Source organism: Dorea sp., assembly GCF_977044405.1.
Window position 1 is genome coordinate 21,513 of record NZ_CDRRQK010000006.1, and the last position, 20,969, is coordinate 42,481.

Genomic DNA, 20,969 nt, shown 5'->3' on the forward strand with positions numbered 1-20,969 from the left:
CCACATCTGTTACAATAATTATAACTTGATGTAAACGTCAAAAATATCAATTCGTTTATGCCTGTACAAATAAACAATCGATACTTATTGACAAGCCGAATAATGCAAAAGGAGGGCTTTCTTAATGAAAATTTTAAAACAGGATTCTACTATTCAAAAGCTTGTCATCGAAACGATGAAGCAGGTCCGTCAGCAGACTTATACTCCGGAACAATTATGTGAACGCCAGCGTATTCTTGATGCGCAGTATTTTTACTACTGGTCTATGGATATGAAAAAGGAGGAATATGTCTGTGATCTTTTTACAGAGGATTTTACTTACCGGTGTTTTACGGAAAATCCTGTAGTTCCCAAAGATCAGGCGCTCCGTTCTAAGTATGTCAACCGCAATATGATGACCATGCATATGAGCCACAATCCTCTCATCTGGCTGATGGATGATACACATGCCCGTGGAATCTTCCTCTATGAAGATAATAATTCTTACTCTGATCATACGGTCGAAGGATTCTCCATCTACTGCAATGATTTCCGGAAATGTGAGGACGGAATCTGGCGGATCAGTAAGATGCGGATTGGTTATCGCAAGATGAACGGAAGCCTTGACGACTATGATGTTCCCGATGGATGGACTCCTAAAAAGTGGGAAGAATGGAAATGTCCGGTTGAAAACTAACCAAAAAATCAGAGATGATCTTTTCAATGAAAATATATCTGCCATTATATCTTCATCGAACCTGAATCATCTCTGATTTTTTTATATTATAATGTATCACTCATAAAAAACTTCCTAATAACAGCTCTTTTACTTTTTCGATTCATTTATTATTATCTATATTACTCTCTTACGCTTTCGCTGTTCCGATATTCATCTTCTTGAATACCCCAAGTAATACTTTTCCGATTGCCAGAACAAGAATTGCCGCTGCGATTGCTTCCGGGATTCCGGATGCTGTTACGGTTCCCATTACCAGGCCCCATACTGCGCCAACGGCTACATCCTTTGCTTCTGCGTACTGTTTTGCAAACAGAAGGTAGATGCTTCCCATAACTGTAATCGTATTTACCATTGCTCCTGCAAATCCTACGATTGGAAGTGCGATCACGCTATTTAACTTTATTTTTGATAAAAGAATCCACAGCCATCCTGCTGCCACACCGATTAAAATCCTGCATCCTACAGAAATCCAGATTGCTTTCATAGCTCCCGGTATCCCCGTCGTGCTCATAAATGGTGAAAATGCAAATGACAATAATGTCGGTGCCATCGTGTTACTGATCAGTGAACACAATCCAAATACACCACCTAAGATTGCCCCTGCTGCCGGTCCTAATAAAATTGCTCCAAGAATTACCGGAATATGTACCGTTGTCGCCTTAATAATCGGAAGCTGTATCATTCCAAGCGGTGTATTCGCCAGAACGATTACGATTGCTGCCATAAGTGCAACACTGACCATCCAGCTTGTGTCATGTTTCTTCGTTTTCATATTCAATTTCCTCCTTGTTATCATTCCTGCCCTGCAGGATACAATACAATTATCGTGTCTCATTATATCATTCACCCCTTTCCCAAACAAGTACAAAAAAACGTACAATATGCCCAGTTTTCCCACTTTTTTCTTCATTATTACTTTCATTCGCATCCTACATCTTGCAAGAATCGCAAAAAAGAGCTATAGTGATTATAATTGTTTTATTTTACCATGTGAATATGAAACCTGGCAGTTATGACTATATTTTGCATAAATGCTTATTCACATGATAACCAACAAGAACGTAATGAAATGAGGATGCATATTTATGTTAAAAGGAAAACATATCCTGCTTGGCGTTACCGGAGGCATTGCTTCTTATAAAATTGCAAATCTGGCAAGTCTTCTTGTAAAGTCAGGGGCTGATGTCCATGTTATCATGACAGAGAATGCCACAAATTTTATTAATCCAATTACATTCGAGACTTTAACCGGACATAAATGTGTCGTAGATACATTTGACCGCAATTTTGAATTCAAAGTAGAGCATGTGGCTCTTGCCCAGCTTGCTGATGTGATCATGGTTGCCCCGGCAACGGCTAATGTTATAGCAAAACTTTCCCACGGACTTGCCGATGATATGCTGACAACCACAATTCTTGCCAGCCGCGCACCTAAGATCATTGCCCCGGCTATGAACACCGGTATGTATGAAAACCCGGTTACACAGGACAATATCCGGTTACTACAGCATTATGGTATGGAGGTTATTACCCCTGCCTGCGGACATCTGGCCTGTGGAGACAACGGCGCCGGAAAGATGCCGGAACCGGAAACTTTATTCCAATATCTGTGTAAAGCAGTTACTCATGAAAAAGATATGGCCGGCATGAAAGTACTGGTTACCGCCGGACCTACGCAGGAAGCGATCGACCCGGTACGTTATATCACCAACCACTCTTCCGGAAAGATGGGTTACAGTATTGCAAAAGCCTGCGCACTTCGTGGTGCCGACGTCACACTGGTAAGCGGACGTACTTCTCTTGAAGCGCCTTTGTTCGTCAATACTGTCCCGGTTATCTCCGCAAAAGATATGTACGAAGAAGTGACTTCCCGAAGCGCTGAGATGGATATTATCATCAAAGCTGCTGCCGTTGCTGACTACAGACCTTGTAACGTCGCCGATGAAAAGATCAAGAAAAAAGACGATGATGCCATGTCCATCCCACTGGAACGCACAGACGACATCTTAAAATACCTTGGCGAGCACAAAAAAACCGGACAGTTCCTGTGTGGTTTTTCTATGGAAACCCAGAACATGCTCGAAAATTCCAAGAAAAAGCTCCAGAAAAAGAATCTGGATATGATCGTAGCCAACAACCTGAAGATGCAGGGCGCCGGATTTGAAACAGATACCAATATCGTTACTATGATCACCGAAGATCAGGTATTCGAACTGGAACTCATGAGTAAAGAAGACGTCGCATTCCGACTGTTAGATAAAATATTAGAGCTTAAGAAATAACCTTGAGATTTAAGAGGAGGAACTTATCATGGATGCAAATTTATCAATGGAACAAATCAAAGAGGACGTTAAAAATGTAACTGAATTGAATCTGGAAGGCCGTGACATGGACACTATCTGTCACAAACTCGATCTTCCAAAAGACTACGTACAGACAATCCTTACCTGCGCACAGGGATTCACAGAGGACGATGCCATGGCTGTGGCTGTACTCGTTGAAGCAAGTTTATAAAGTTGTCAAAAAAGACCTGCTGGCTGGCAGGTCTTTTATATAGCCTGCCAGTGGCAGGTTCTCTGTATATCATTTCTTTTAAATATATTTCTTTTAAATATAATTCATCGCCTGGTTCACACTACTAACCCCGATTACTTCAATACCACTCACCTTACCGATGGTCTTAATCGACACTTCCGGTACGATACAGGTCTTAAAGCCAAGTTTCTTCGCTTCGGCAACACGTTGTTCCGGCATGGTTACAGCTCTTACTTCGCCGCTTAATCCAACCTCTCCGAATACGATTGTATCTTCGGATATCGGTTTATTCTTATAGCTGGATGCAATTGCCATCACGATTCCAAGATCTGCTGCCGGTTCATTCATCCGGATTCCTCCGGCAATATTAACATATGCGTCATAATTAGACAGTGGAAGTCCCATTCTTTTTTCAAGAACTGCCATCAGAAGATTGACGCGGTTATAGTCAAGCCCTGCCGCTGTTCTCCTTGGCATTCCAAAATTACTTCTGCAGATCAGCGCCTGAATCTCCATAAGCATCGGTCTGGTTCCTTCCATCGCACATGCCACAACTGATCCCGAGGCATTCTCCGGCTTACCACTTAGCATGAATTCCGATGGATTTTCCACTTCACATAAGCCTTCTCTTCGCATCTCGAAGACACCGATCTCATTCGTAGACCCAAACCGGTTCTTAACCCCGCGCAGGATTCTGTATGATGCATGTCTGTCACCTTCAAAATAAAGCACTGTATCTACCATATGCTCCAGTACTCTTGGTCCTGCAACGGTTCCTTCTTTTGTTACATGTCCTACAATAAAGGTAGATATGTTCAGGCCTTTTGCAAGCTGCATCAGGACATTCGTCGACTCCCGCACCTGCGAGACACTTCCCGGAGCCGATGATACCTCTTCGTTATACATCGTCTGGATCGAATCGATCACTACGACATCCGGCGTCTCTTTTTCAATCACGCTCTGTATTGTCGCAAGATTTGTCTCACACAGAAGATACAGGCTGTCTGAGAATTCTCCCATACGGTTCGCACGCAGTTTAATCTGTTTTAAGGATTCTTCTCCTGATATATACAGGACTTTTTTCTTCATAGCTGCCAGCTTCTGGCAGACCTGCAATAACAGGGTCGACTTACCGATTCCCGGATCTCCTCCTACTAATACGAGGGAACCTTGTACGATTCCCCCGCCTAATACTCTGTCTAATTCTTTAATTCCAGTTTTTGTCCGTTCTTCATCTGTCGTTGATACACTGGACAGGGTTACGATCTGGCTTTCCGGCTTTGTCACGCTGCTGCCTCTTAAGATTCCACCTGCGGTCGTCACTACTTTTTCTTCCACAAATGTATTCCATTCTTTGCACATCGGGCACTGTCCCAGCCATTTGCTCTCTTCATGTCCACAGTTCTGACAGAAATAAACGCTCTTTTTTGCTTTTGCCATTATTTTCTTACAACTTTGATCTCAATCTCTTTGCCCGGATCAGCTTCTGCACTTACGCTGAGCTTTCCACTTAAGTTTGTTGTCATATCTCCGATATTGACATCATCCATATATACTACATATTCTGCATCTGCTTCCATTCCAAGTGTGAACTGGAAGTCTGTCTCTCCACACACCTTGAATGAAACTACATTTTCTGTTGCTTTAAAGTTTTCCACTGCAGTTCCCGGTACAGATTCATATACAAACATTCCGTTCTTTTCTAACTTTGTAATCTCTTTGAACGTCTTAACTTTGTAGATATCCCCCTGAAAATCAAATCCATCCAGCTTAGTTTTACTCTCTAATGTGTAATCTCCAAAACTAAGTGTACCGTCTGTTTCAGCTCTTAAAAGCTCTTTCACTGCTGCCATTTTTTTGTCCTCCTAAGGTTCTTCTTGTTACTGTTCAAACCGTAACATCTTCTTTCGTTCATTCTATTATATAATAAAATATTTTTAATTTGTAGTCTTTGCTGTAAATTTAATTTCTTTTTTAGAGATTCCGGCAACGACTTCCATGTCTCTTCCAATCTCACCGTTCAGTATGGCTTCTGCAAGTTTATTCTCCAGCTGATTCTGCACAGCTCTTCTTAGTGGTCTTGCACCGTATTTTTTATCCATGCCGGTCTCTACAATGTGTTTCTTCACGGAATCACGGATTGTAAGCTTGATTCCAAGCTGTTCTTTTGCGCGTTTTATGAGTTCTTTACACATCAGGCCGACAATTTTCTGCATCTGTTCCTGTGTCAGTGGATGGAATACCAGTATCTCATCGATACGGTTTAAGAACTCCGGACGGAAGATGAACTTGATCTCGTTCATCACATTGCTCTTCATCCGCTTGTAATCTCCCGCCGCATCTTCTTTTGTATTAAATCCAAGCTTCTTCGGATCGATAATGGACTGTGCTCCAGCATTAGATGTCATGATAATCACTGTGTTGGAAAAATCTACTTTTCTTCCCTGTGAATCTGTAATATGTCCGTCATCCAGCACCTGTAATAATATATTGAATACATCCGGATGTGCTTTTTCAATCTCATCAAAAAGTACTACAGAATACGGATGTCTTCTTACCTGTTCACTTAACTGGCCTCCATCATCATGTCCCACGTATCCCGGAGGCGAACCGATCATCTTTGCCACACTGTGCTTTTCCATATACTCTGACATATCTACACGGATCATCGAATTTTCATCTCCGAAAAGTGCTTCTGCCAGTGCTTTGGATAATTCTGTCTTTCCAACACCAGTTGGTCCAAGGAACAGGAATGATCCGATTGGGCGTTTTGGATCTTTTAATCCGACTCTTCCGCGTTTGATTGATTTTGCTACGGCTGTTACTGCTTCGTCCTGTCCGATGACACGTTTATGAAGTGTCTGCTCCAGTTTGTTTAATCTGGCGCTTTCCGATTCTGCCAGACGGCTGACCGGAATCTTCGTCCACTGTGCCACAACTTCTGTAATATCATCCTCTGTAACTTCCAGATGTTTGCCGTCGTTCTTCTTGTGGAAGCGTTTCTTAATCTGTTCCAGCTTTTCTTCCGTCGCATGTAGTTCTTTGTGAAGCAGTGATGCCTCTGTCATATCTCCATGACGGATTGCATCCTCCAGATCTTTTTCCAGCTCTTGTCCGGTCTTTTCAAGCTTATAGATATTGTCCGGGACTTTGAATCCACGAAGTCCTACCTTTGAGCATGCCTCATCTACCACATCGATTGCCTTATCTGGAAGGAAACGGTCGTTAATGTAACGGCTGGAATATCTTACTGCCGTCTCAAGTGCTTCATCCTGTATCTTTACTTTATGGTGCTTTTCATATCTTGGACGTAAGCCCTTTAATATCTCCAGACATTTTTCCTGATCCGGTTCTTCTACTGTGATCGGCTGGAATCTTCTTTCCAGTGCTGCATCTTTTTCGATATATTTACGATATTCTGTAATCGTCGTTGCTCCGATCAACTGAAGCTCTCCTCTTGCCAGAGACGGTTTCAGGATATTAGACGCATCCATTGCCCCTTCTGCACCGCCGGCACCGATAATGGTATGCACTTCATCGAGGAATAATATAATATTCCCCGCTGCCTTTACTTCCTGGATCAGGCGTTTCATACGCTCTTCGAATTCACCACGGTATTTTGATCCTGCAATCATGCTTGCAAGATCCATCGTATAGATTCTCTTATCTCTGATCCCTTCCGGTACAATGCCTTCTGCAATCTGTGTTGCCAGACCTTCGATGACTGCAGTCTTTCCAACACCCGGTTCCCCGACCAAACACGGATTATTCTTTGTTCTTCTGCTTAACACCTGCATCAGACGTCCGATTTCTTCTTCTCTTCCGATTACCGGATCCAGTTTTCCCTCTTCTGCCTCTGCCGTCAGATCTGTCCCGTACTGATCCAGAACTCCATCGCGTCTTCTGCCCCCGTCCGGTCCGTATTCTTCCTGATACATTTTCGGATCGATCCCAACGGTTTCGAATATATCCAGATAAATCTTTTGAAGATTGGATCCCAGTGTGCTTAAGATCTTCGCAGCCACACAGTCTACATCCCGGATCAGCGCAACTAACATATGCTCTGTTCCAATCTCATCTGAATGAAACTGTTCTGCTTCTATCTTACTGTCTTCTAATATATAAGAAAGTCTCGGGCTGAACTGTGGCTTTCCTTTTCTTTCGGTTTCCTCAGATGGAGAAATCAGTTCTGCCATTACCTTCTGTATGTTATCTTCATCTACACCATTTGCCCCAAGGACCTGTGCTGCCACGCCGGTATATACCTTTCTAAGTCCCAGAAGCAGGTGTTCTGTCCCCACATAAGGATGTGCCATCTCTTTTGCACTTTTTTCTGCAATCGCCAGCACTTCCTTTGCCTGCCTTGTGTAATCCATGCCTGTCTATTCCTTTCTATATTCGTCAAATATCTCATCTACCAATGCATGCACATCTTCTCTGCCGATATTCTTACAACATCCTTTTGCAAGTAAGATTGCAAGTTTTTCCCTGAGTTTCAGCATTGCCTGTGCCTTGTCTGCATCTATGGCTACCACAGCCCCTCTTCTTCTGTCCAGCTGTATGAATCCCTCCTGCTTAAGGATAGAATAAGCCTTATTCACCGTATGCATATTAATCCCCACGGTATCTGCCAGCTGTCTGACCGAAGGAAGTGTATCTCCCTCCCGGATCATATCCGTTGCAATTCCCATGATGATCTGATTCTGTAACTGCACATAGATTGCTTCATTGCTGTTAAAATCAATTTCTATTAGCATCCTATCACCTTATCTCTATCATTTGTTATAGAGATAATATAACACAACTAAAAAGAGCTTACAACCAAAATCGTAAGCTCTTTTTTTCGTACTATTCTTTGTCAAATATGATTTGTCATGAAACATTCTATATACAGCTGCTAAGCATCTGCTTTATGATATTTCTTTTTATGCCTCATCGATCGCTTTACCAATATCATGACGCATATATTTATTATCGAATTTTACCCATTCTGTTGCTGCATAGGCATTGGCTCTTGCTTCTTTTAAGTCTTTTCCTTTTGCTGTTACACCAAGTACACGTCCAGCATTTGTTACAATCTGATCTCCGTCAAATTTTGTACCGGCATGGAAGCAGTAATAACCATCATGCTTTTTAAATTCATCCAGTCCGCTGATCGGAAGTCCTTTGTCATATTTTACCGGATATCCGTCACTTGCCAGAACAACACATACAGCCGCATTGTCTTCAAACTGCAGATCAATCTGATCCAGTGTGCCGTCAATACATGCTTCTACCACGTCAATGATATCATTCTTCATTCTAGGAAGTACAACCTGGGCTTCCGGATCTCCGAATCTTGCATTGTATTCCAGAACTTTTGGTCCGTCCGCTGTCAGCATCAGTCCGAAGAAGATCACACCTTTAAATGGTCTTCCTTCTGCCTTCATGGCATCAACAGTTGCCTGGTATACATATTTCTTACAGAATTCATCTACTTCTTCTGTATAGAACGGACTTGGTGAAAATGTACCCATACCGCCTGTATTAAGTCCTGTATCTCCATCTCCTGCACGCTTATGATCCTGTGCGGAAGTCATCGTCTTGATCGTATTACCATCTACAAAAGATAATACCGATACTTCTCTTCCTGTCATGAATTCTTCGATGACCATCTCATTGCCGGCTGTACCGAACTTTTTATCCAGCATGATCGTCTTCACGCCTTCTTCTGCTTCTTTCAGATTCTGACAAATGAGTACACCTTTTCCAAGTGCCAGTCCGTCTGCTTTTAATACGATTGGGAACTTTGCTTCTGTCTTCAGATATTCAATTGCTTTGTCCGGATCTGTAAAATTCTCATATGCTGCGGTAGGAATATGATATTTTTTCATAAGATCCTTGGAAAATGCCTTGGATCCCTCCAGGATTGCTGCATTTTTTCTAGGTCCGAATGTACGGATTCCTGCTGCTTCCAGTTCATCTACCAGACCGCCAACTAACGGATCATCCATACCTACGATCACAAGATCGATCTCTTTTTCTTTTGCAAATGCTACGATCTTATCGAACTCCATCGCTCCGACCGGTGCGCATTCTGCGAATTCTGCAATTCCTGCATTTCCAGGAGTACAGTAAATCTTATCTACCTTATCGCTTTTTGCAACGCTGTATGCGATTGCATGTTCTCTTCCGCCACTTCCAACGATTAATACCTTCATCTTACACTACTCCTTTATCTTCTATGACTCGATCGTCACATGATGTCCTTCTACTTTTACCTTGTCATTAGCGATCAGGTCAATGGCCTTTGGAAGAATCTTCCATTCTGCCTGCTCCATCACACGTCTTTGTAACACTTCCGGTGTATCTCCCTGTTCTACTTCCACCGCTTTTTGCAGAATGATCGGTCCGGTATCCGTCCCTTCATCTACAAAATGAACCGTCGCACCCACAACTTTGACGCCGCGTTCCAGTGCCTTTTCATGTACCTTCAGTCCATAAAATCCTGTTCCGCAAAAAGCCGGGATCAATGACGGATGAATGTTGATCATGCGGTTTCTGTATTTTGCGATCATCTCTGCCGGAATCACTACCAGGAAGCCGGCAAGTACAATGAGATCTGGCTGCAGCTTATCTACAGCCTTCATGAATTCCTGATTGAATATCTCACGCGTCTCATAATCCTTAGGAGAAATGCACTGGTTCGCAATCCCATGCTTTTTTGCACGCTCCAGCGCATATGCATTTTTATTATTGCTGATGACTCCTGCAATCTTTGTATTAGTAATCACACCGGAATCTACTGCATCTATGATTGCCTGAAGATTAGTTCCTCCTCCGGATACCAGAACTACAACATTTAGCATAATGTTACTCCCTTTTCTCCGTCTTCGATGTGACCGATCACATACGGTGTATCTCCTGTAGCTTTGATTGCTTCCATTGTCTTATCTACATCAGCAGGATCTACTGCAACGATCATACCGATACCCATGTTATATGTGTTATACATTGCATGCTCGTCTACATTTCCCTCTTTTGCAAGCTTTGTAAAGATTGGTGGAACCGGGTAGCTGTCTTTTTCTACCACTGCTCTTACTCCGTCTTTTAACATTCTTGGAATGTTCTCGTAAAATCCACCACCTGTGATATGGCTGCATGCTTTTACTTTCACGCCTGCGTTCTTTACGCTCTTTAATGCTTTTACATAGATTCTTGTCGGAGCAAGTAATGCTTCTCCAAGTGTTGTTCCAAGATCATCATAATAAGTATCCAGAGATTCCTTTGTCATCTCAAATACTTTACGTACCAAGGAGAATCCATTGCTGTGAACTCCTGTAGATGCCATACCGATCAGTACGTCCCCGGCTTTTAAGTCTTCACCTGTGATCATGTCTTTCTTATCACATACACCTACTGCAAATCCTGCAAGGTCATATTCATCTTCCGGCATAAGTCCAGGATGTTCTGCAGTCTCTCCACCGATCAGTGCTGCTTCTGACTGAAGGCATCCTTCTGCCACACCTTTTACGATTGATGCGATCTTTTCCGGATAGTTTTTACCACATGCAATATAATCCAGGAAGAATAATGGCTCTCCACCTGCACATGCAATATCATTTACACACATGGCTACTGCATCGATTCCGATCGTATCGTGCTTATCCATGATCATAGCAAGTTTTACCTTGGTTCCGCATCCGTCAGTTCCGGATAACAGTACCGGCTCTTCCATCTCTTTGATCTTTGCAAGAGAAAATGCTCCTGAAAATCCTCCAAGTCCACCAAGAACTTCTGGGCGCATGGTCTTTTTCACATGCTCTTTCATAAGCTCTACTGATTTGTAACCTGCTTCAATATCCACACCTGCTTTTTTGTAATCCATAACCCGTCTCCTTATGTACTTTGTTTTGTTTTTTCTGATACCTGATTTTTATTTATCTTTTATAAGTTTTCTTTTATTTTGATGCCAGATATGCCTCATATCCGATCGAATCAAGCTTTGCAGCCTTGGCTTTTACTGCTTCTTTCTGTTCGTTTGTATATTCTTTCAGCTTTTTCAGAAGTGCTTCATCTGATGCTGCAAGAATCTTTGCTGCAAGGATTGCTGCATTCTTCGCTCCGTCAATTGCTACGGTTGCAACCGGAACTCCCGGCGGCATCTGCATGATTGAGAACACTGCATCCATTCCGTCCAGATTCTTTCCTGAGAGAGGTACACCAATAACCGGAAGGGCAAATAATGCTGCGCACATTCCCGGAAGGGCTGCTGCCATTCCTGCACCGGCGATCATAACCTTTATTCCACGGTCTTCTGCTCCTCTGGTCCATTCAATCAGTTCATCTGGTTCACGATGTGCTGAGATGATGGTCATCTCATAATCGATTCCTAACTCTTCCAGCATTACTGCAGCTTTGCTCATAACCTTAAGATCTGAGTCGCTGCCCATAATAATTCCTACTTTTGGCATAATTTTCATCCTTTCTTATAAGTTTGACAAATAAATCATACCCTATTTATTAGAATTTTTCAATGGTTCATTTAAAATCTCTGTACCAGAAAGTACAAATTTTCCATTTTCAAGCAATTTTATCTCATTTCCATCTTTGGTAACGACCACAATACTGCCCAGTTCTTCATATGGAATCGTGATATCTGTATGGCAGTGGAAATATGCTTTTGATACATCTTCTTTTCTGCGGATCGATACCGAGTTGTCTCTGGCAATGATTTCTTTTCCGTTCGGGTTATAGACTTTAATATCCTCACACCAGCTGTAACAGGTATCTCCTACCGCAAAATGCGGCCCCATCTTTTCTGCGATCAGAATCGGCATCTTATCTTCGATGCCATACTTCTTCGCAGTTACATATGCGGTTGTATTCGTTCCGATCGCAAATTCCCCAAGCGGAAGTGTTGGATGCTTATACAACACATTATCGTGAATATAGGCCTTATTCTCCAGTTCACGCTCAAAATTGGCACAATTATATTCTGAAACCATACCATTGGAAAATGCAATCTCCAGATCACGGTACTGCAGTTCATTCAGATAGACTTTGCCGACATGCAATACCCCATTCGTACCTTCCAGAACCGGTGAGGTAAATACTTCTCCAACCGGAATATTCACATCTGCCACACAGTTTTCAAATATGGTTTCTTTATCCGGATCCTGCAATGGATGCAGCTGTACTTTTAAGTCTGTACGGTTCCCGTTCTGTCCCAGGATGTGTACATATTCTCCCTGATCCAGTGCATCGATCAGTGTCTGCTGCACTTTCTCGTATACTTTTGCATCCAGTGTGTTGATCTTGATGATCTCATCAAAGATCTCTTCGTATTGTTTCCCGATCTCCGGAACCGGATATGCGATGATCGTAAAACTTCGTTCCTCACCTTTGATATAACGGTTCACCATCTGGCTCTGTCTGCTGTCCCCGCTTAGTACCAGTTCTTCCTGATTCTTCGACAGCTTGATCACAGACTCTTTTGCCTGTGGTTCAAACGGCTCTTCCCCGAACATCTCTATCACTGCCGGACCTGCAAATCCTGCTGCCTCTTTTTTATGATGTTCATAAGTGGTCTGCATAACTTCCAACCTACGCTCCATGAATTTCTTATCCAGGAACAACGCCTGGTCATCTTTGTGGTCGTATTCATACTGCTTGTTCGCTACAGCACCGTAATATCCAATCTTGATATGCTGTCTCTTCGTCAGGACACTGACCGCCGCACGGTAGATTACAGGCTTCAGCCCCATTTTTTCAAAGTTCTCAATTGCCTTTTTTACAACTCTTTCAAATCCCAGAATATACCGGATATTTACAACCGATTTTTTAGACAGGTCTTTTCCAGTGTTAATGAATCCAATCCGGTATCCTTCTGTATATACATCTGCCATCTTCTGAATGGTCTCCTCCGGAAGCTTCATCAGATGCTCTGCGGTTTTCCATTCATTATCACTGATATATTCTCCAAACTGATACAGATAACGCAGGTCAGACAGATCACTGTTCTCAATAATATCTGTGGCAAATGATTCTTCCGGAAGTATCTGCTCTCTTACCCGGTCTGCGACAAAGACATCACAATAATCACTTGCATACCAGTAAAAAATATTGCGGACTGCCTTGATATCCGGTTCTTCTTCGAACTGGTTATATACTTCGATCAGAAGTTCATACAACACATCCAGATATTCCGTCTTTCCTTCGAATACATAGACAATTGCACCCCTCAGTTCCGTATACAAAGCACTCAATATCTGCCCGTATTCTTCCCCGAGAAGTGCACATGCATAATCCGGATTGGCATAACTTGTTTCATACTGCCCCGGCAGAACGTCCTGATACAGACGTTCGTTCCATTCTTTTAATGCATGCAGCTCAAGCTTCTGGTATCTTCCATCCAGAAGCTCCCCCCGCAGTTCATCCAGCATCAGGACAAATTCTGCCATCTGCCGGAAATATCTTCTATAAGGCTCCTTTACCGTCTCCTCCGTCTGCATCGTACGGATACGTTCCAGTGCCAGTTCATATCTTTCTTCTATCATCTATACAAGCCCCCTTGCAAACATTGCTGCCATCATCACTAAAAATATAGCATTCGTTGTAATTCCTACTTTGCAGGTTACATAATTCTTCTCGCGCTCTTTTAATCCTTTGATTCCCAGCCATATTCCGATCACGGACATGACTGCCGTTCCCAGTCCGCAAAATCCTATCAGAATACCTACATCCCCTCTGTTCTTGAATGAAAATAATATCATTACAATTACCAGAAATGCTATGACAGCTGCATAAGTACAGGAATAGACACCCCTCTTGGAGTGTCTGACTGCTTTCTGTCCATATTTTGTTCTAAGCATCTTTTTGCGCTTTTTTTTGCGGGCTTTTGCTGCCGCTTTGATTCTATCGTCTTCTGTTCTTAGTCTTTTTCCCAGCATGTCTTCTGCTTCTCCTTATTGCTGCGCATATTGCAAATAATATATAGCCACATGTTCCCCCGATGGTATTCAAAAGCAGGTCATCTACATCAAAACTTCCTACTTTTGTAATAAACTGAAACATCTCTACACCAAGGCTTAACCCAAAGCTGTAAAATGTGGTTGTAAAGAAACTTCTGTATCTGCTTCCCATCGGAAGAAAAAAGCCAAATGGAATGAATATGATCACATTTCCAAATAAATTCGTGAACATAGCAAAGAATCCCAGCTGCTCCCGGTACTGCCAGAATCTTTTTATTTCCTGAAACAGCACCAGATTATAGTGGTATTCCTGCATTTCACCGGTACGCCCGTACCAGTCAGAGAACAACAGGAAATATATAATAAATATAACATATAATACAAACAGTATCTTCCCCAGTATCCGGATTCTTCTTGTTCTCCCTGAATCCAATTTTATACTCCCTTCTAACATAGTTACCATCCGAGTGATAACCTTTCATTCCCCTGTATATAATACAAGACATGTTCCCACTGCGATTGCTTTTCGCAATTGAAGCCGGGGAACTTACCTGATCTGGTTAAAATAATAACCCTTTCCGCTCTTTTAACAGGCGTGCCCCGCTGATGATCGAGATGATCCCGGCTGCTACTCCTACGACTGCCACAACGATACCTACTGCAATTCCGGCTCCGCCTGCAAGTCCCATAGTCTTATAAGCTTTTTCGTTCATTGTCCGTTCCTCCGCTTTTTTGATCTGTGCTTTTATTATTTCGCACCATACTGTTCATAATATGCGTCGATGGCTGCTTTTAATGTATCATCGATCACAATTTTTCCGTTGCATTCTTTGTTATACAGGCATTCTACAACTTCTTCCATTGTAACGATTGCCGCTGTATCAAATCCATATAACTCTTTTACTTCATCAAGCGCACATTTTTCTCCGCCTTTTCCGACTTCCATACGGTTCAGTGATACCATCAGTCCTACGATGGTTACATCTGCTGCACCTTTTACCTTTGGTACGGTCTCTTCCATGGATTTTCCGGATGTTGTCACATCTTCGATCATGATGACACGGTCTCCGTCTTTTAACTTGCTTCCAAGGAAGCTTCCCTTATCTGCGCCATGGTCTTTTTCTTCTTTTCTGTCGGAACAGTAACGTACTTCTTTTCCATACAGATCACTATAAGCAATTGCTGTCACAACACCAAGTGGAATTCCCTTGTAAGCTGGTCCAAATAATACATCAAAATCATCACCATATGTGTCATGAATGGCTTTTGCATAATACTGTCCTAATTTTTTAAGCTGTGATCCTGTCACATATGCTCCTGCATTCATAAAGAATGGAGACTTTCTTCCACTTTTTAATGTAAACTCTCCAAATTTGAGCACATCACTTTCTACCATAAATTCAATAAATTCCTGCTTATAGCTTTCCATATTCTGATACCTCCATATATTCTGACCTTCTGGTCTTATTAGTTCTCATAATTCTTTATAATTCTATCATATAAAAATCACTTTTTCAATTCAGGTTATACGAAAAAAGAGAGACATTCATTGTCAACTTACTTTCTGTCTCCCTTTTATCCTGATGTATGCCCGGCATCTTATTCCCCGTTCCGGTACCCAATGGCTCCATACATCCTGTATTCTTTTTTCATCATATGATTACATAATCTTAGTTTCTTCCAGTTTTTCAGCAAATGCCTCATTCATCCGGATAATCGGCTTTCTAAGCACCAGACCAAGGATCAGTGACAATATCAGGAAGATTCCAAGTTTTCCAAGTTCGATCCAGTATGTCATTCCATACATACCTCCAATAGTCTCCCTGAGGGCCGCCATGCTGTGTACGAACGGAAGCAGCGGATATACGGCTTTGAAAAATGCCGGCGCAACCTCGATCGGGAACGTTCCTCCCGAACCTGCCACCTGTACAACCAGAAGCACAACGCTTACCGCTTTACCGATATCTCCGAATGACACCGTAAGTGTATAGATAATATTGACATATACAATGCTTGAGAACCATCCTGCCAGCATGAACAGGAACGGATGCTTACACTGTATTCCAAGGTATAGCAGATCTCCGAGACAGATCAGTGTACTTTGCATCAGACCAACCACAAGGAAGATCAGATATCTTCCCAGATATTCCTGATGTGGTTTTACTCCTCGTAATCCTTTTATACATTTTTCCGATACACCGGTCTTTAACATGGCAACCAGGACGATTCCGCCAATCCAGATAGACAGCGAAGAATAAAACGGTGTCATGGATGATCCATAATTTTCAATCTTATAGATCTTATTCGTCTTTAAGCTTACCGGTGCCGCAAGGAATTCTGCAATTTCATTCGAGTCGCCTGATATCAGTTCCTGAAGCTGTGAAAAATCACCGCTTTCCTGCATTTCTCCTATTTTTGCCGTTGTATCTGTAATCTTTGCTGCTGCCTGGTTTAGAAGATCACAGGAATTATTCAGTGCTTTTTCGATCTCTGTAAGATCTGATGATGCCGTACTTGAAAGATCATAGACGCCATCCACACTCTGATCTAGCTGGTTCATAAGTGTACTGAGGCTGCCGCTTGTATCTCCAAGTGAAGAGGAAAGCTTATTAAGGCTTCCTTTTACATTCTTTTCATAATCAGATTTCACACTTGCGAGACTGTCCGCACTTGATTTGATCAGGGCGTCGAGCTCTGCTTTGTTATTCACCGCATCGGAAGCCGCCCCCTGCAGAGATGCTGCTGTATTCGTAAGCTTATCTCTTAGTTCTGTCTGTGTTGCAATGGTCTCTCCAAGCTTTCCTATGATATTTCCTTTGATCTGGTTCAGTTCTGCAAAATCATCTACATTAATACCATTGATCGCATTCTGCAGTGATGTATACGCATCGATTACTTTCTGTACTCTTGAAGCCAGCGTATTGAGCATTCCGGCGATATCATCTGCACTGGATGAATTCGATGAAAATGCCTGATCCACGATGTCAGACATCTGTGCATAAAAATCTTTTCCGGAATTCAGCGCTTCATTTACCCCGTCGGTTGCACCGCTTATCGTTCCCTGAATTCCGCTGAATGACTTTTTCGTCTTCTTAAGTGACGATGCAGTATCCGATGACCGGCTCTGTGTCTCTTTTAAAAATGTTCCGGTGGTGTCCAGTAACTGCTGTGCTGATGACGTCATTCCTGAAAATGACTGAAGTGTTGCAGATGCTGTATTCAGATCTGATGCAATCTTATCCAGATTATTGGCAAGATTCAGCGCAATGGATTCTACACCGCCCTGGTCCGCTACATTTGCAATTGTCTTAAATGACGTCAGTGCTGTATTTGTCACCGTCTCTATGAACACTTCGTTGACCTGTGTCTTGATTGCACTTGCACCTTTATCTGTTACTTTCGGTGCGATTGCATTTTCTTTTGCATTTGAATAGTACGTAATGCTTGGCTTGCTTATATTTTCAGAGAAGATACTCATCATATCGTTACTGAAATCTTTTGGTATCACGATTGCCGCATAATATTTTCCGGATTTTACTCCTTCTACTGCCTTTTTCTTATTCGTAAATACCCAGTCCAGCTGTGAATTACTCCGAAGTGAGGTCAGCACCTGATCCCCGACATTGATCTGGATTGGAATGATACTGCCTTCGTATCCTTCATCCACGCTTGCTACTGCTACTTTCAGATTGCCTGTATTTCCATACGGATCCCAGCTGGCAGCAATATTAAACCAGGCATAGAGGCACGGTACGACCGTAATACCAACGATTACGATCATGGCTATTACATTCTTTCGGATCCGTTTTACGTCTCTTCGGAAGATTTCCCATATATTTCTCATTCGCCTCTTTCCTCCTTTAATTCGTGTATCAGTTCTTCGGTCGTTATATGAATTGCTTCCAGCTCGCGTTCCATCTTATCGTGGAAATACTCTACACAGATTAGATAAAGTGCCAGCACGATGATCGATACGATCCACAGAACCAGGAATACCAATTTAGATTCCAGACTGAACATTAACACCAGAAAGATCAGCGGTATCACGATCATTCCTGCAAATCCCCATCTTATCATCTTCGGATATCTGCGTTCAAAGGCTGCAGATCTTTCCATAAATTCCTGCTTCCATTCTTCATCCTGCATCAGTGTCTTCATCATCATTGCAATCTCTGGACGTTTTCTTTCTTCTGCTTCCGTCTCTCCAAGCATGAGCTCCGTCTCTGCAAGACGCTTATCAAACAGATGATTAAGATTCATCAGAAGCGGCCGCAGTCCCAGTCCGATCAGCAGTGACAGTGGGAAATAAATCGCCAGGATTCCCACATCCTTCCAGATATTCGTTCCATACATCCCGGCAACACACTCACGCATGGCATTGATTCCATAAGTAAATGGAAGAAGTGGATGCAGATGCTGGAAAAATGCCGGTGTCATCTCGATCGGATAGGTTCCGGACGAGCCAGGAATCTGCAGGATTACAAGCAGCACTCCTAATGCTTTTCCGATATGTTTGAATGCCAGTGCCAGTGCATAGATAATATTTACATAGATAAATGAGCAGAACATTCCGACACATACAAATGCAACCGGGTGCAGACACTGTGCCTTTAACAGCACGATATCTCCCACACATACGATAAATCCCTGTACCAGTCCTACTGACACAAACAAAAGCCATCTTCCAAAATATGCATTCGCTGCGGTAAATCTTTTGATTTTTTCATCTTTGTCTACTTCCTGTTTCAGGATAGAAACAAGAATCAGCCCGCCTACCCAGAGGGCAAGATTGGTATAAAATGGTGTCATTCCTGATCCATAATTTTTTACATCATAGAATACTTTTGAATTGATGCTGACCGGTGATGACATAAAATCTGCGATAGAATCCGCGTCAATTCCTTCCAGTGATACAAGCTTCTGATAAAGTTCAGAGCTCTGTAATGCTCCCAGGTCATTCTGTACCGATGCCAGCAGCTCATCTACCCTTGCAAGTATCGTTCCGGTCTGTCCAAGCGCACTTGCGCTGTCCTTTAAGCTCTGGTTTAACTGATTCAGGATCACTTTCATCTGATTCACTGTAGGTTCTATTCCAGTCAGTGTTGATGACAGACTTCCGCTTAATGATGCAAGACTGTCTAATGACTGATTCAGCTGCGGCATCAGATTAGTATCGAAACTATTCCTGTAATTCTGCAGGCTTTCTTTGCTGCTTGCGGCAAGCTTTTCAAGAGAAGTTCTTGTTGTCTGCGCCGTTTCAACTGCATTTTTGATTCCTGCATTTCCACTCTGCAGCGATGTAATCAGATTCTGAAGTGATGTATTCTGATTTTGAAGTTCCGTGATCTTTTCACCGATCAGTGCCGAAAACTGCTGTGCAAGTTCTGTATGTCCCTGGATTTTGTCATTCAGCGCCTGGAGCTGATCTAAGAGTTCCCGGTTCTTCTGCACCAGTGAGTTTACAGTTGTCAGTGTATCATCTACAGTCGTCAGTGCCTGTGAGGCTTTTGTTTCAAATACGCCAAGCTTTGCAGCGGCAGATACATACGTATCATTCATAAGTGTCTCGCCGTTTGATAATCCTTTAGCGAATTCACTTGAAAATGTACCGACTGCTGATCTTGTATCATCCATGACAGCGGTACTGTCTTTTAAGGCTGCTGCTCCGGTATCGGCAGTTGTCTTAACCTGATCAAGGGCAGATACCGCAGTCTGGATCACCGAATCTGACTTATCTGCCGTCTTCTGGAAATTATCAAGGACCTGATTGTATTCCTTCAGATTCTCTCTGATCTGTGCGATATCCTTTACAATTCCGGAATTATTTTCATCTACTTTTCCTGCCACATCTCCGGCTTTTTCTCCTACCAGATCAGCGATGGATTCTGCTGCAACAGATGTAAACGTATCATTGATCTGTTGCTGGATCGTACTTGCTCCGGTATCTGTGATCTTTGGAGCAATGGCATTTTTCTTTTCATTAATATAGTAGTCTAATTTTGGCTGTTTGATATCTCCGGATAAGATACTTAAAAGCGACTCGCTAAAATCTTCCGGTATCACAATGGCAGCGTAATATTTTCCGGAACGGACTCCTTTTTTTGCCTGACTTTCGTCTACAAATGTCCATCCCAGCTGCTTATTTTCCTTCAGACTATCTATAATAGTCTTTCCTGCATCCAGGGATATCTGTTCACTGTCTGCCCCTTTATCCTGATTCGCAACCGCCACTTTAATTCCTCTGGTATTCCCATATGGATCCATATTGGCCGCAATGTTAAACCAGGCATACAGAGATGGTAACACACTGATTCCTACCAGGATCAGCACTGCTGCCCGGTTGCGGAAAAGTCTGCCAAGATCTCTTTTGAAAATCTGAAACGATTTCTTCATTCAATCAACCTCCGTTTATCATTTCTGCTGTTAGTATTTCTATCACATATTGTTATATGCGTGGTTATCTCCTGCACACCTTACAGATGGCATCTTTCAGACACGCTGCCGGCGAACATTAACCACTCCCGTGTCATACTGCTTAACAGTATAACAAAAAGGTTTCACAAAATCTACACACAAAACTGACGAATGGTCATTAAAATATGTATTTTATTTTGTACACTTGAACCAGAGTGTATCTGGCAAATGCATAAAAAAGAGTTTTGTCCGGCTTCAAAGTCTGATTACTGATCAGCTCTCTGTCCTGCCAATAGTCATATTCTATTGCTTTGAATAGAAAAATGCATCAATATGGGCGAATTTTCTTC

The 20,969-nt window shown here is 42.5% G+C and carries 19 protein-coding genes; 3 read left to right on the forward strand and 16 right to left on the reverse strand.

The genetic code is table 11. From position 1 onward, the window contains the following. Positions 1–124: 124 nt before the first annotated feature. Entirely contained in the window at positions 125–676 is a 552-nt protein-coding gene (locus ACWJAF_RS04215) for a nuclear transport factor 2 family protein (RefSeq protein ID WP_448862427.1), read from the forward strand. Between the two features lie 169 nt (positions 677–845). Here ACWJAF_RS04215 and ACWJAF_RS04220 read toward each other — a convergent pair whose 3' ends face one another. Then, positions 846–1,490: an ECF transporter S component gene (locus ACWJAF_RS04220; RefSeq protein ID WP_296031216.1), complete on the reverse strand. Its 645-nt coding sequence runs from the start codon at positions 1,488–1,490 to the stop codon at positions 846–848. 313 nt (positions 1,491–1,803) lie between these two features. Between ACWJAF_RS04220 and coaBC the strand changes: the two genes are divergently transcribed. Both coaBC and ACWJAF_RS04230 read left to right on the forward strand, forming a co-directional pair. Continuing rightward, positions 1,804–3,000 (forward strand): bifunctional phosphopantothenoylcysteine decarboxylase/phosphopantothenate--cysteine ligase CoaBC, encoded by a 1,197-nt coding sequence (gene coaBC, locus ACWJAF_RS04225; protein ID WP_448862430.1) that lies wholly within the window; start codon positions 1,804–1,806, stop codon positions 2,998–3,000. Positions 3,001–3,028: 28 nt separating this feature from the next. Then, positions 3,029–3,232 carry a hypothetical protein gene (locus ACWJAF_RS04230; protein ID WP_296031209.1) on the forward strand — a complete coding sequence of 68 codons (204 nt, stop codon included), beginning with the start codon at positions 3,029–3,031 and terminating at the stop codon, positions 3,230–3,232. 93 nt (positions 3,233–3,325) lie between these two features. On the opposite strand, the gene radA is transcribed toward ACWJAF_RS04230, so the two are convergent. From radA to ACWJAF_RS04305, 15 genes are all read right to left on the reverse strand, one after another. Further along, the gene (gene radA / locus ACWJAF_RS04235; protein WP_448862432.1) at positions 3,326–4,693 is read right to left on the reverse strand and encodes a DNA repair protein RadA; all 1,368 of its coding nucleotides are present in this window, start codon (positions 4,691–4,693) and stop codon (positions 3,326–3,328) included. After that, positions 4,693–5,106, reverse strand: a complete 414-nt coding sequence (locus ACWJAF_RS04240; protein WP_296031204.1) for an endosialidase — start codon at positions 5,104–5,106, stop codon at positions 4,693–4,695. The genes radA and ACWJAF_RS04240 overlap by 1 nt, the downstream gene beginning before the upstream one ends. Positions 5,107–5,190: 84 nt before the next feature. After that, positions 5,191–7,629, reverse strand: coding sequence for an ATP-dependent Clp protease ATP-binding subunit (locus ACWJAF_RS04245; RefSeq protein WP_448862434.1), 2,439 nt, complete (start codon positions 7,627–7,629; stop codon positions 5,191–5,193). Positions 7,630–7,635: 6 nt separating this feature from the next. After that, on the reverse strand, positions 7,636–8,010 hold the full coding sequence (locus ACWJAF_RS04250) for a GntR family transcriptional regulator (RefSeq protein WP_296031196.1): 375 nt from the start codon (positions 8,008–8,010) through the stop codon (positions 7,636–7,638). A gap of 168 nt (positions 8,011–8,178) precedes the next feature. After that, the gene (purD, locus tag ACWJAF_RS04255) at positions 8,179–9,453 is read right to left on the reverse strand and encodes a phosphoribosylamine--glycine ligase (RefSeq protein WP_448862436.1); all 1,275 of its coding nucleotides are present in this window, start codon (positions 9,451–9,453) and stop codon (positions 8,179–8,181) included. 21 nt (positions 9,454–9,474) lie between these two features. Next, positions 9,475–10,101, reverse strand: a complete 627-nt coding sequence (gene purN, locus ACWJAF_RS04260) for a phosphoribosylglycinamide formyltransferase (protein ID WP_296031190.1) — start codon at positions 10,099–10,101, stop codon at positions 9,475–9,477. After that, complete coding sequence (purM, locus tag ACWJAF_RS04265; protein WP_296031188.1) at positions 10,095–11,120, reverse strand: phosphoribosylformylglycinamidine cyclo-ligase; 1,026 nt, start codon at positions 11,118–11,120, stop codon at positions 10,095–10,097. Before purM ends, purN begins: the two co-directional genes overlap by 7 nt. Before the next feature lie 73 nt (positions 11,121–11,193). Continuing rightward, positions 11,194–11,706, reverse strand: a complete 513-nt coding sequence (gene purE, locus ACWJAF_RS04270) for a 5-(carboxyamino)imidazole ribonucleotide mutase (protein ID WP_296092387.1) — start codon at positions 11,704–11,706, stop codon at positions 11,194–11,196. A gap of 42 nt (positions 11,707–11,748) precedes the next feature. After that, positions 11,749–13,791: an aminopeptidase gene (locus tag ACWJAF_RS04275; RefSeq protein WP_448862439.1), complete on the reverse strand. Its 2,043-nt coding sequence runs from the start codon at positions 13,789–13,791 to the stop codon at positions 11,749–11,751. Further along, entirely contained in the window at positions 13,792–14,184 is a 393-nt protein-coding gene (locus ACWJAF_RS04280; protein ID WP_296031182.1) for a DUF6142 family protein, read from the reverse strand. Continuing rightward, complete coding sequence (locus ACWJAF_RS04285; protein ID WP_296031180.1) at positions 14,150–14,638, reverse strand: VanZ family protein; 489 nt, start codon at positions 14,636–14,638, stop codon at positions 14,150–14,152. The genes ACWJAF_RS04280 and ACWJAF_RS04285 overlap by 35 nt, the downstream gene beginning before the upstream one ends. Before the next feature lie 127 nt (positions 14,639–14,765). Beyond that, positions 14,766–14,918 carry a hypothetical protein gene (locus ACWJAF_RS04290; RefSeq protein ID WP_296031177.1) on the reverse strand — a complete coding sequence of 51 codons (153 nt, stop codon included), beginning with the start codon at positions 14,916–14,918 and terminating at the stop codon, positions 14,766–14,768. Between the two features lie 35 nt (positions 14,919–14,953). Next, complete coding sequence (gene pyrE / locus ACWJAF_RS04295) at positions 14,954–15,634, reverse strand: orotate phosphoribosyltransferase (protein ID WP_296031174.1); 681 nt, start codon at positions 15,632–15,634, stop codon at positions 14,954–14,956. A 231-nt stretch (positions 15,635–15,865) separates the two neighbouring features. Continuing rightward, positions 15,866–18,049, reverse strand: a complete 2,184-nt coding sequence (locus ACWJAF_RS04300; protein WP_448862442.1) for a YhgE/Pip family protein — start codon at positions 18,047–18,049, stop codon at positions 15,866–15,868. Continuing rightward, positions 18,046–20,598 (reverse strand): YhgE/Pip family protein, encoded by a 2,553-nt coding sequence (locus ACWJAF_RS04305; RefSeq protein WP_448862443.1) that lies wholly within the window; start codon positions 20,596–20,598, stop codon positions 18,046–18,048. The genes ACWJAF_RS04300 and ACWJAF_RS04305 overlap by 4 nt, the downstream gene beginning before the upstream one ends. Positions 20,599–20,969: the final 371 nt, after the last annotated feature.